Genomic DNA, 12,075 nt, shown 5'->3' with positions numbered 1-12,075 from the left:
ACGTCCGCGCTCCCAGCCTCAATGTCTCCGCCGCCGGCGCTCCTCGCCACCCCCCGCCTTCGGCGGCGCCACCAGCGGGCCGATCTCGGCGATGACCTTGGCGGTATTCGGCCGTTCGGCGCGGGTGTGGCTGTCGATGGCCTGGCGCATCGCCCTGAGATGGGCCGGCGAGGTGCCGCAGCAGCCGCCGATGATGCGGGCGCCGGCATCGATGGCGAGGCGCGCATATTCGGCCATCAGCTCCGGCGTGCCGGAATAATGAATGTGGTCGCCATGGAATTGCGGAATGCCGGCATTGGCCTTGGCGATCACGATGGCGTTCGGATTGGCCTCCGTCATCGACAGCACCGAGACCAGCAGGTCCGAGGCGCCGACGCCGCAATTGGCGCCGACCGCCACCGGGCTGGGATCGATGTCCTCGGCCACCTCGGGCATGGAGGCGGGCGGGATGCCCATCATGGTCTTGCCGGCCGTGTCGAAGCTCGCCGTCACCGTATAGGGCATGCCGGCCTTCGCCGCAGCCTTGGCGGCGGCACGCATTTCCTCGGAGGCCGACATGGTCTCGATCCAGATCACGTCGACGCCGCCTTCCTTGAGGCCCTCGATCTGCTCGTGGAAGATCTCGACGGCATCATCCTCGGTCAGTGGGCCGAGCGGCTGGAAGAGGTCGCCGGTCGGGCCGACCGAACCCGCAACGATCACCGGGCGGCCGGCGCCGTCGGCAACCAGACGGGCATTGCGCGCCGCGGCGGCGTTGAGTTCCCTGACGCGCCCGTCGAGCTTGTGCAGGGCGAGGCGCCGGCGGTTGCCGCCGAAGGAATTGGTCAGGATGATGTCGGCGCCGGCATCGACGAAGGACTGGTGCAGCGCATGGATGCGGTCGGGATGCTCGAGATTCCACATCTCCGGCGGATCACCCGACATCAGGCCCATCTCGAACAGATTGGTTCCGGTGGCGCCGTCGGCGAGCAGCACGGGCTTCTGGGCGAGGAGTTCGTCGAGACGCATGGTATTTCCTTCAGCGAAGACCGAGTTTCCACATAGGCCTTTGCGGGGATGTTTCAAGCGGGAAATCCAGCAGCGAACCGCAGGGGCCTCCAGCGCCATCACCTGCAGCCGTAGAGGCGTAGTGGAACGAGCGAGATGAGTTCCATAGCATAGATATAACGATATCTTTATATGTCAATCATTATAAGTCAAGGAATCTGGTCAGCCAGGAAGCGCGCGTGGCCAGGATCCTGGGAGCGCGGACATCACAGCGACATGCCTTCATGTCGCTGTGATGTCGCCTCTTGAAACGGTACCGCCGGAAGCAAAAATGCCGCGGTTGATAACAACCGCGGCACTCAATTTTGTGACCTCAATGGCTCAAGAGCGGATATCGCGACATTTATCTTCGATAGAATGTTGCTGTGATGTCCGCGCTCTCACGTCAGTTCGGCACGCCGGCCTTCGGGTCGGGCGGGAAGAAGGCGCTCTTCTGGCTGCCGTGCAGGAGGTCGATCGCCTGCTGGAGCTGGGTATCGTCCTTCTCGTCGGCCGGCACATAGGCCGAGGAGCCGCCCTCCTCCGACTTGTCGTCGCCCGGATTGGCGAGATGGCCCTTGAGGCCCGCTTCGCCGCTGGTCTGGTCCTTGCCCTTCAGGTCGGCCGGCACGTTCTCCTGCACCACGATCTCCGGCTCGATGCCCTTGGCCTGGATCGAGCGGCCCGATGGCGTGTAGTAGCGCGCGGTCGTCAGGCGCAGCGCACCATTGCCCTGCAGCGGGATGATGGTCTGCACCGAGCCCTTGCCGAAGGAACGCGTGCCCAGGATGGTGGCGCGCTTGTGATCCTGCAGGGCGCCGGCGACGATTTCCGAAGCCGAGGCCGAACCGCCATTGACCAGCACGATCACCGGCTTGCCGCCGGTCAGGTCGCCCGAGCGCGCCGTGTAGCGCTGCACGTCATCAGGACTGCGCCCGCGGGTCGAGACGATTTCGCCACGCTCCAGGAAGGCGTCGGAGACCTGGATCGCCTGGTCGAGCAGGCCGCCCGGATTGTTCCGGAGGTCGATGACATAGCCCTTGATCTTGTCCTGGCCGATATCCTTGTTGAGCTGGTCGAGGCTCTTCTTCAGGCCATCGAAGGTCTGCTCGGTGAACTGGGTGATGCGGATATAGCCGATGTCATTGCCCAGCTTCTTCGAGCGCACCGACTTCACCCTGATGATGTCGCGCACGACCTTGACGTCCATCGCATCGCCCTTGCCGCCGCGCAGGATCTTCAGCGTGATCGGCGTGTTGACAGCGCCGCGCATCTTGTCGACGGCCTGCTGCAGGGTCATGCCCTGGACCGGGTCGCCGTCGAGGGCGGTGATCACGTCACCGGCCAGGATGCCCGCCTTGGAGGCCGGCGAATCGTCGATCGGCGAAACGACCTTGAGGTTGTTGTCCTCCATGGTGACCTCGATGCCGAGGCCGCCGAACTCACCCTTGGTCTGGACCTGCATGTCCTGGAAGCTCTTGGCGTCCATATAGCTCGAATGCGGGTCGAGCGAGGTGAGCATGCCGTTGATGGCCGCTTCCACCAGCTTCGAATCGTCGGGCTGCTCGACATAGTCGGAACGGACGCGCTCGAACACATCGCCAAACAGGTTGAGCTGCTTGTAGGTATCGGTCACGGCTGCGTGGGCGCCGCCCATCAGCATGGGGGCCTGCGTTATCGCGACCGTCGCGACAACGCCGAGGGCCACACCGCAGAATAGAATGGGAAGCTTGCGAATCATCCGCGTGCCTTCTCGCCTTGATTGGACCACCATGGTGTGGGGTCTATGGAAACACCGTCTTTTCTGAACTCGATATAGAGGGCTGGCTGATGCGTGCCAGAGGCAGCATTGAGCGCCGCGGTCGTCGGCTCCGCCCCCAAAGCTGACTGGGCCCCGTTGTCTGTTCCCGGTCCCCGGGCCTGATCTGAACCCATGGCGGCAACGGGCTCGCCCGTCAAGACAAACTGGCCCAGCGCAACATTAATCTTGTCCATGCCGGCCATCACGACATGATATCCGCCGCCGGCATTGATGATCAAGAGCTGGCCGTAGGAGCGGAAATTGCCGGCAAACACCACCCAGCCATCGCAAGGCGCGGTGACATTGGCCTCGGCCGCGGTCGCGAGCGTCATGCCCTTGAACTGGCCGCCATTGCCGTCATCGGCGCCGAAGCTGCGGGCGATCGAGCCGGTTACCGGCAGCCGCAGCAGGCCCTTGGCCTGATCGAAGGGGACCGCGGGGGTAAGACGGCTGGGATCCTGCAGCGCCACCAGGGAGGATTTGGCGCCATTGGCCGCCTGGCTGGAGGCCGCATCCGCGCTGCCGGCGGCGCGCTGGGCCGAAGGAACCTCGCGCTCCATGCGGGCGATCAAATCTTTGAGATTGGCGGCCTGCTGCGCCAGTGCGGTGGCATGGGCCTGCTCGGTGGAAAGGCTGTCCTGTTCCTGCGACAGCACCTTCTGGCGTTCCTCGACCAGGAGCTGGGTGCGCGTGCGATTCTCGGCGAGATCCTGCAGCGCCTGCTTCAGCGTGTCGCGCTGGGCGGTGATCTCGCCCCGTACGCGCTGCAATTCCTTGAGGTCGGCGATGAGGGCCTGGGTTTCCTGGCGCATTTCCGGCAGCACGGCGCCGAGCAGCATGGCCGTGCGCACCGCCTGGAGAGCGTCGTCCGGGCTCACCAGCATGGCCGGCGGCGGATTGCGGCCCATGCGCTGCAGGGAGGCGAGTACCTCGACCAGCAAGCCTCGCTTGCTCTGCAGGGAGACGCGGATGTTGTCCTCATTGCTGTCGAGCGAGGCGAGGCGCGCCTCGGCGCCCAGCACCTTGGCCTCGGTGTCATGCGTCCGATTGCCGGTGTCGACGAGTTGCTGGCGCAGCTTGTCGCGATCGGCCCCCAGCGACTGGATGTCGCTGCGCAGCCGCGCCAGGGTCTCGTCGGAAAGCTTGATCTCGCCTTGCAGCCGAGCGAGGTCGTCGCGCCGGGCGGTGGCCTCCTTGGCCGGATCGACGGCAGGCTGGGTCGCGGAAGCAGGCGTCGCCGCTTGGGCGAAGGCGGCCATGGGGGATAGCGAGAGCGCGGCCATCAGCCCGGCGAGCATGGCCAGGTTCCGCTTCACATGTGCGCCCGTTTCGATCATTCCTGACAGATGCAGCCCATAAGGTTAACGATTTCTTCAATCGTTAACGATTCTTCACGCCCGATAGGAGAAAGTGGCGAGGCATCGCGCCTTTTCTGGGGCAAATCCATGAAGCACTTCGTCTGCCTGCGATTCGCCGCCCCAAACCTCATCCTGCGCTAATCCAGGGCGGACAAGATGCCGCGACCAACGGGAAGTTGATCATCCGAGGCGCTACCTGACGACGCGCCCCGGTGGATTTCCTGTGCCGAGCCCGTTAAGGGGACTTGCGATCAATTAGGAATGCTCATGCTGCGCCGCTTCTATGACTGGATGATACGTGCCTCGGAAAGTCCCTTTGCAATCTGGGTGCTCGGATTCATATCCTTCGCCGAGAGCTCTTTCTTTCCCATGCCTCCCGATATCATGCTGATCCCGATGTCGGTGGCCCAGCCGAAGAAGGCCTGGCTCTACGCGACCGTCTGCACGGTCACCTCCGTCGTGGGGGGTGTCTTCGGCTACATGATCGGCTGGCTGCTCTATGACACAGTGGGCACCTGGCTGATCAACCTCTATGGCTACCAGCATGGCGTCGAGCAGTTCCGCTGCCTTTACGCGGAGAACGGCGCCTGGATCATTCTGATCAAGGGCCTGACACCGATCCCCTACAAGATCGTGACGATCACCTCCGGATTTGCCGGCTACAGCCTGTTCTGGTTCGTGGTCTTTTCGGTGATTACCCGCGGCGCGCGCTTCTTCGTGCTCGCCGGTATCCTCAATTATTTCGGCGCGCCGCTGCGGGCCTTCATCGAGAAATATCTCACGCCCGTCGTCGTGGGCCTGGTGATCTTCCTCGTCGCCGGCGTCTTTGCCTCCCATTATATTTTCCCCGAGAGCAGCACATGCCATTGACCAGTGCCTCACGAGCCGTTCTCGTGGCCGGACTGATCGGCCTCGTCGTCATTCTCGCCGCCCTGGTGCTGCAATATGGCTTCGGCTACGCGCCCTGCCCGCTCTGCCTGCAGCAGCGCTGGCCCTATTACATCGGCGTGCCGATCGCCATCATCCTCGGCCTCGTCGGCAACCGCCTGCCCGGCAAGCTGCTGGCGCTGCTGCTGGTGCTGCTCGCCGCCCTGTTCGCCTATGGCTGCTTCCTCGGCGTCTACCAGGCCGGCGCGGAGTGGAACTTCTGGCTCGGGCCGGCGGACTGCGCGGCCGGCAATGTCGGCTCGAACCCCGCCAGCGTCGGCGGCCTGCTCGATGCCATCGACAATTCGACCGTGGTGTCCTGCACCAACCCGCGCCTGCGCATCCTCGGCGTCTCGCTGGCCGGCTGGAACGGCGTGGTGATGGCGGCGCTGGTGCTGATCACGCTCTGGGGCGCCTGGCGGGCGGCGAAGGCGAGGTAGGGGAGTTGCAAAACGCAGGCGCAAAAGTCTCATTTTAATCAGAAATTTCGCGCCAACCCAGGTAGGGTGAGAGCACTGGCTCTCCTTGTGAATTCCTCGTCAACGCATCACAGGCTATCCGTCGTTCCCGATGTCGCCACTGGCTAAGAGCTCTGCCGATATACAAGGTCCAACGATCCTTCGCCCCAATATCTATTCGATCGTTGAAATGGTCGTATTCTGGTGCGGCCTGCCTCTCGCCATCGAAGCCTTCCTTCTCGGACGTATAATCTGGGATAGGCTGGAGCATGTCGCTTCCAACCCCAATGTGATATCTGCGTTCTGGCTATTTCTGTTGCCGCTGGGAGTGGCAACCTATGTCACTGCAAGCTGGGCCTTCTCTGTAATAGCCCTGTCGGAGGATCGCGTCACCCTAAAGAGAATGCGGAACTCTGAATACGTGCTTGCCTCTCACGTCTCTGCTATCAAGCACATGGAAACAAGAGGGGGCCTACGGCACACTCTACTTGTTACGACACGGGGATCTCTGTGGATTAACACATCTGCCTACAGCTTTACGCAGATCGAGAGCGTTATCGATTACGTCAAGAAACGATCGAAACACTCGTTATGAAACACAACAGAACTGCCGCCCTCTTTCAATGTATCGATTTCCTGCGGTGATCCCATTCAAGTTCGCATCTGCCCTTGCCTGTCGCGAATCCCCTGACTTTTCCGCCACCCTACACACATACTGAAATCTCAGCGCTTTCCCTGTCGCAAAAGTCCGACGCTAAAGAACCGTTTTGCGAACGATTTTTGTGAAGCCCCATGCGTAGGTGTGCCACTCCGACAAGCGTGGCCGAGCAGAGAGGCCATCCCAGACGCGAGACGACACGGGATGACCGTCAGATCACATTCAGCTCGAACACAGGTTTGTTGTCGATCACGCGCTGATAGCCGAACACGCTCAAATCCAGCGTCTGGAAGCGGCCCGCCGTAATCAGTTCGGCTATCGCCCGCCCTGCCGCCGGCGACTGCTGCAGGCCGTGGCCTGAAAAACCGTTGGCAAAGTAGAAATTCGGCATGGCCGGATGCGGGCCGATGACCGCGTTCTGGTCGAGCGTATTGTATTCGTAATGCCCGGCCCAGGCGCGCACCAGTTTCAGTTCCTCCAGCGCGGGCACCTGCGTGGCCAGCGCCGGCCAGACGGCCTCCTCGAACAGGGAATAATTCACCTCGAAATCGCCGTCGGCCCGCTGCTCGCCGCGCTCGTCCTCGGCACCGCCGCAGATATAGACCTCGCCTTCCGGCCGGATATAGATGCCGCCGGGCTCGACCAGCAGCGGCATGCGCGGCAGCGGGGTCTTGCAGCGCACCACGAAGACCGAGCGCTTGCGCGGCTCCACCGGCAGCACCAGCCCGGCCATGGCGGCGACATCCCCGCCTTGCGGCCCGGCGGCGTCGACCAGCGCGCCGCAGGCGATGCGTCCGCCCGACTTCAGCCTGACGGCTTCGACGCGGCCGCCGTCATGCTCGATGCCGACCACCTCGTCCTTGACGTAGACGGCGCCGGCCTCCCGCGCGGCCTTGCGCAGGAGGTCGAGCAGCGAATGGGCGTCGAACCAGCCTTCCCCCCGCCGACCATAGGCGCCGGCCGCGATGCTCTCGACGCTAAGCCAGGGGAATTCCTTGCCCAGAGCCTCGGGGTCCAGCAGTTCGATCTCCGTGCCCTCCGCCTTCTGCACCTGCCAGTTCTGCTCCAGGATCGCCCTGCCCGCCTGCGTCGCCAGCAGGAGATAGCCGCCCTCATGGAAGCCGATATCGGCGGCGGGGCCGAAACGGTCCTTGAGGTTGCGCAGCATCTCGAGCCCGAACAGGCTCATGCGGATGTTTTCCGGCGTCGAGAATTGCTGGCGGATCGAGGCCGCCGACAGCGTGGTGGAGGAGAGGGCATAGGTCGGATCGCGCTCGACCACCGTCACCGTGCCGGCATAGCCCAGGGCGGCCTTGAGGAAATAGGCGGTGGCGGAACCGATGGCGGCGCCGCCGACGATGACGATATCGGACGAAGAGGGATTCACGAGGGACTCGCAGGAAGTGCGGCAATTGCGCCGTGGAAGCGACCTTTCTATGATCGAGGGCGGGGGAAGTGCAACATGCTGGGAGCGCGGACGTCCTCGTCCGCTCTTGAAACCGTCGCGGACGCAAGTTGGGAAGAGCGGACGAGGACGTCCGCGCACCCAGGGAGAATCGTCTTGAACGCTTGGCGCCCGCAACCGGCCGGTGACCTGCCCGACGGGCTGATCCTGTTCGACGGGGTTTGCGTGCTGTGCTCGGGCATGGTGCATTTCGTGCTGCCGCGCGACAAGGCGAAGCATTTCCGCTTCATCGCCATCCAGACCGAGGCCGGGCAGGTGCTGGCGAAGCGCTTCGGCATCGACCCCGCAAGTCCTGAGACGGTTGCCGTCACCCACAACGGCCATGCCCTGTTCAAGAGCGATTGCGCCATCGCCATTGGTCGCCGCCTGCCCGGCTGGGGCTGGGTGGCGGCCTTTCGCCTCGTGCCCCGCCCCCTGCGCGATTTCCTCTATGACCGCATCGCGCGCAACCGCTACAGCCTGTTCGGCAAGCGCGACACCTGCCTCATGCCGACGCCGGAGGTGCGGAGCCGCTTCATCGACGCCTTGCCCGATTTGCCGAAGGCCGCATGATCGACGCCGATATCACCGTCCGCCGCGCCGGCTTTTCGCTGGAAGCCGCCTTCACAGCCGATGGCGGCATCACCGCTTTGTTCGGCCGTTCCGGCTCGGGCAAGACCACGGTGCTCAACGCCGTGGCCGGCCTGTTGCGCCCCGACCGCGGCCATATCAGGCTCAATGGCGACACGCTCTTCGATGCCGCCGGCCGCGTCTTCCTCAGGCCGCATCGGCGCCATGTCGGGCTGGTGTTCCAGGACGCCCAGCTCTTCCCCCATCTCACCGCCCGCCAAAACCTGACCTTTGGCCGCTTCTTCAACCGCACGGCCCGGGAAAAACTCGATTTCGACATGGTGGTCGGCGTGCTCGGCATCGCTCCGCTGCTGAACCGCCGCCCCGGCGCCCTTTCGGGCGGGGAAAAGCAGCGGGTCGCCATCGGCCGGGCCCTGCTCGCCTCGCCGCGCCTGCTCCTGATGGACGAGCCGCTCGCCTCCCTCGACACGGCGCGCAAGCTCGAGATCCTGCCGTTGATCGAGCGGGTGCGCGACGAGATGAAGATACCGATCCTCTATGTCTCCCACGCCGTCGAGGAGGTGGCGCGCCTCGCCGCCCGCGTGGTGGTGCTGGAGGACGGCAAGGTCACCCGCATCGGCCTGCCGCAGGACGTGCTGGCGCCCGCGCCGGGCCCGCTCTCGGACCAGCGCTTCGACTCGGTCTCGCTGCTGCAGGCCAGAGTGCGGGCCTATGACGAGCATTACGGCCTCTCCACGCTCGACCATCCGGCCGGCCCGATCAGCATCCCCAGCCGCGCGGGCCCGCTCGGCGCCAGCGTGCGGGTGGTGGTGCGCGGCTCCGACGTCTCGCTCGCCATGAAGCGCCCGGGCAGCGTCTCCATCCGCACCATGCTGGCCGCGAGCGTCAAGGCTGTCGAAGTCGACGACGGCCCGATCGCCCGCGTCGACCTCACTCTCGACGGCGGCGACACCCTCTCGGCCTTCATCACCCGCAACGCCGTGGACGAACTCGGCCTGCGCCCGGGTGACAGCGTGCTGGCGATGATCAAGGCGGCGTCGATCGACGCGCGGTAAGGGCGGTTAAAAAATAAGTGAATCGGAAAGCCGGTGTTGAGAGCACAGGAGAGGCGCGGCGCTTGAAGCGCCTATTTCTAGAGCAAAATGCATTCAGGCAGAAGCGGAGTTCCGCATCAACTCGTTGGTAGCAAATGCATTTTGCGATTCTTGCTGATTCGATCTGAAGGTAAAACGCTCTAAGCGATTCCTTGGTTACCCCGTCAAACCTCTCGCCCCGTGCCCCGATCAATCGACGGCGTTCTGCGTGGCATCCCACTCCACCGATGATGCAGGCGTTGAATTGCGTTGAACATAAAAAGTACAAATATTGATTTTTGTTCGTTTCCATGCTTTGCTCAGCTCTGGAACGAAGTGTCAGCAGCCGGCGAAGGAACAACCCGGCTCCGAACGCTTCCATCCACCCCGACAGCCTGTCCAGGCGACAGGCGCACGGCGGTCCTGCTTCTTTCGAGGCCGGCCTCCAGGGGTGACGTGCGGGACAAAGGGATCGGCACCCCATGGAAGTGCCCTGTGATCCCTGGACGGAGCGTGAAGGGCTTGAGCCCGGCAACGCCTTCGTCCCATCTCCCGCCGATGCGGTGAAGACGGCCTATGCCACTGTCCGGCCAGGACTGCAGCGCTGAGCCCCTTTACCGAGCCGGCTGGGTCAGGTTCGGATGGTCCGTGCCATCCGCTCCCGGCTCGCCTCCGCCTTCATAAGGCGGAAAAAACAGGTGGCCTTGCGCGCCTTGTCAGCGGGCCAGGCAACCGGAACGGGGCGATGGCGGCCTGCACCGACAGTGCGGCCTGCATCTTCCATGATCTTGCTTTCACGGCTGCTCCGCAGCCGCCATCGCCCGGTCTCCTCATCAACCCAGCCGGAAAGGGCGTGGGAACGAGGGCGTTTGCGCGTTGTGGTGAGAAGGCGGGCACGAACGTTGCGCTTGAAGCGCCTATTTTAACTATTCCGATGGCGAGACCGCTCTCAACCCTTCACGGCTCCTGCCGCCAGGCCCTCCACCAGGAAACGCTGCAGATAGACGAAACCGAGCGCAACCGGCACCACGGCCAGCACCGATGCCGCCATGAGCAGGCCCCAATCGGTCTGGTGCGAGCCTCGGAAGATCATGATCCCCGGCGTCAGCGTACGACGGGCATCGTCATTGATCAGCACATAGCCGAACATGAATTCGTTCCAGGCTGCGACGAAGGCAAAGACGCTGGTGGCGAGAATGCCCGGCGCCGTCAGAGGCAGCAGGATCCGCCAGATGAAGCCGAGGCGCGAACAGCCATCCATCTCCGCCGCCTCTTCCAGCTCGGTGGGAATGCCGTCGAAGAAACTCTTCAGCATGAAGGTGACGAGCGGGATCATGAAGGTGCAGTAGACGATGACGAGCGCCTGGTAGGTGCTGAGCAGGCCCAGATGCTGCATCAGCCCATAGAGCGGCACCAGCAGCAGCACGCCCGGGATCATCTGCGACACCAGCATGGCGCCGCCCACAAGCTGGCTCACCGGGTAGCTACCCCATCGGCTCAGGGCATAGCTGGCGAAGATCGACACCACAAGAGTGAGAAGGGTGGAGGACACCGCCACGATCAGGCTGTTGCGGAAATAGGTGAGGAAATCGCTTTGGAAGAGCACGTTCGCGAAATTCCGCAGGGTCGGCGAGGCGATCAGCAGGGAGGGCTGGCTGCTCATCACCTCGGTGGCCGGTTTCAGGGCCGTATCCAGCATCCAGATGAAGGGAAACAGGCAGTAGACGCACAGGACGGCGAGGATGCCATAGGTCAGGGTGGACGTGAGCAGGCGCTGGTTTCGGGAGGTGACCATGGTTAGCGAGCCTCCTTGCGGCCAAGGCCGTAGAAGTAGACGAAGAACAGGCTCGCCATGAAAGCCATCGACATGGAGGCAAGCGCACAGGCAGCGCCGATGTCATAGTCCTGCATGGAAAATTTGTAGATCATCACCGGCAGGGTCTGCGACGCGTTGAGTGGCCCACCCTCCGTCATCACCCAGATGAAGTCGAAATTGATGGCCGTCCAGATGATGTGGATGACGATCAGCGTGAGCGACACCGCCTTGAGATGCGGCATGGTGATCACCCAAAAGCGGCGGATCGGGCCGGCGCCGTCCATCGCCGCCGCCTCGTGCAGGTCGGCCGGCACGGCCTGCAGCGCGGCCAGCAGCGAGATGGTATAGAAGGGGAAGCTGCGCCAGATATTGACGAAGGTGACGGTCAGCAGGGCGGTGTCGATCTGGCCGAGCCAGTCCCGCGAATGGTCGAGCAGGCCGAGCTTCACCATCCAGGCATTGAGCACGCCATAGTCGGGATTGAGCAGCCACATCCAGTTGAGGCCGGCGATCGCGATGGGGATGACCCAGGGCACCACGACGATGCCGCGGAAGATCGCCCGCCCCTTGATCGGCTGAGCCAGCACGATGGCGGCGATGAGGCCGAGGATGTACTCGCCGGCAACCGAGAGGACCGTCCAGGTCAGCGTGTGCCAGAAGGCGGGAAGGAAATCCTCGTCTTCCAGCACCGTGCGGTAGTTGTCGAGCCCGGCATAGCCCTGCGTGGCCGGGTCGACGAGGTTGCCATAATTGAAGCTTTGCCAGAGCACGTTGAACAGCGGATAGGCGATCAGCACGAGCAGGAAGGCGGCCGCCGGCAACAGGAAGAGCGCAGCCATGCGGCGAAGATGGGCCTGGCGTGGGGTCGCCCGCCGAGTGGCGGCGACCTTCTGCCGGATTGCCATGAGTTCCGCATTCGCCAT

The 12,075-nt window shown here is 63.7% G+C and carries 11 protein-coding genes; 5 read left to right on the top strand and 6 right to left on the bottom strand.

All coding sequences use genetic code 11. The features are described 5' to 3' along the window. Positions 1 to 18: 18 nt before the first annotated feature. The 3 genes from bmt to QQL24_RS02595 form a co-directional block, all read right to left on the bottom strand. Positions 19 to 1,008: a betaine--homocysteine S-methyltransferase gene (gene bmt, locus QQL24_RS02605; RefSeq protein ID WP_284310318.1), complete on the bottom strand. Its 990-nt coding sequence runs from the start codon at positions 1,006 to 1,008 to the stop codon at positions 19 to 21. Positions 1,009 to 1,432: 424 nt separating this feature from the next. After that, positions 1,433 to 2,764 (bottom strand): S41 family peptidase, encoded by a 1,332-nt coding sequence (locus QQL24_RS02600; RefSeq protein WP_431310635.1) that lies wholly within the window; start codon positions 2,762 to 2,764, stop codon positions 1,433 to 1,435. Continuing rightward, a complete protein-coding gene (locus QQL24_RS02595; RefSeq protein WP_284310316.1) occupies positions 2,764 to 4,143 on the bottom strand; it encodes a murein hydrolase activator EnvC family protein in 1,380 nt (459 codons plus the stop codon). The genes QQL24_RS02600 and QQL24_RS02595 overlap by 1 nt, the downstream gene beginning before the upstream one ends. A gap of 309 nt (positions 4,144 to 4,452) precedes the next feature. On the opposite strand from QQL24_RS02595, the gene QQL24_RS02590 reads away from it, so the two are divergent. Together QQL24_RS02590 and QQL24_RS02585 are read left to right on the top strand one after the other, a co-directional pair. After that, positions 4,453 to 5,055 carry a YqaA family protein gene (locus QQL24_RS02590; RefSeq protein WP_284310315.1) on the top strand — a complete coding sequence of 201 codons (603 nt, stop codon included), beginning with the start codon at positions 4,453 to 4,455 and terminating at the stop codon, positions 5,053 to 5,055. Then, positions 5,046 to 5,552, top strand: coding sequence for a disulfide bond formation protein B (locus QQL24_RS02585; protein WP_284310314.1), 507 nt, complete (start codon positions 5,046 to 5,048; stop codon positions 5,550 to 5,552). The genes QQL24_RS02590 and QQL24_RS02585 overlap by 10 nt, the downstream gene beginning before the upstream one ends. 887 nt (positions 5,553 to 6,439) lie before the next feature. Here the strand turns inward: QQL24_RS02585 and QQL24_RS02580 are convergent. After that, positions 6,440 to 7,615 (bottom strand): NAD(P)/FAD-dependent oxidoreductase, encoded by a 1,176-nt coding sequence (locus tag QQL24_RS02580; RefSeq protein WP_284310313.1) that lies wholly within the window; start codon positions 7,613 to 7,615, stop codon positions 6,440 to 6,442. A 174-nt stretch (positions 7,616 to 7,789) separates the two neighbouring features. Between QQL24_RS02580 and QQL24_RS02575 the strand changes: the two genes are divergently transcribed. The 3 genes from QQL24_RS02575 to QQL24_RS02565 all read left to right on the top strand — a co-directional run bounded on the left by QQL24_RS02575 (position 7,790) and on the right by QQL24_RS02565 (position 9,944). Next, positions 7,790 to 8,245, top strand: coding sequence for a thiol-disulfide oxidoreductase DCC family protein (locus tag QQL24_RS02575; RefSeq protein WP_284310312.1), 456 nt, complete (start codon positions 7,790 to 7,792; stop codon positions 8,243 to 8,245). Beyond that, positions 8,242 to 9,318, top strand: a complete 1,077-nt coding sequence (gene modC / locus QQL24_RS02570; protein WP_284310311.1) for a molybdenum ABC transporter ATP-binding protein — start codon at positions 8,242 to 8,244, stop codon at positions 9,316 to 9,318. The genes QQL24_RS02575 and modC overlap by 4 nt, the downstream gene beginning before the upstream one ends. A 500-nt stretch (positions 9,319 to 9,818) precedes the next feature. Continuing rightward, positions 9,819 to 9,944: a hypothetical protein gene (locus QQL24_RS02565; protein ID WP_284310310.1), complete on the top strand. Its 126-nt coding sequence runs from the start codon at positions 9,819 to 9,821 to the stop codon at positions 9,942 to 9,944. A gap of 341 nt (positions 9,945 to 10,285) precedes the next feature. Here QQL24_RS02565 and QQL24_RS02560 read toward each other — a convergent pair whose 3' ends face one another. Then, positions 10,286 to 11,131, bottom strand: a complete 846-nt coding sequence (locus QQL24_RS02560) for a carbohydrate ABC transporter permease (RefSeq protein ID WP_284310309.1) — start codon at positions 11,129 to 11,131, stop codon at positions 10,286 to 10,288. Positions 11,132 to 11,133: 2 nt separating this feature from the next. After that, positions 11,134 to 12,075, bottom strand: coding sequence for a carbohydrate ABC transporter permease (locus QQL24_RS02555; protein ID WP_284310308.1), 942 nt, complete (start codon positions 12,073 to 12,075; stop codon positions 11,134 to 11,136).

It is taken from the genome of Labrys miyagiensis (assembly GCF_030160835.1).
Lineage (GTDB): Bacteria > Pseudomonadota > Alphaproteobacteria > Rhizobiales > Labraceae > Labrys > Labrys miyagiensis.
The sequence above is the reverse complement of the archived record's forward strand: the minus strand, read 5'-3'. Positions and strand labels throughout refer to the sequence as shown.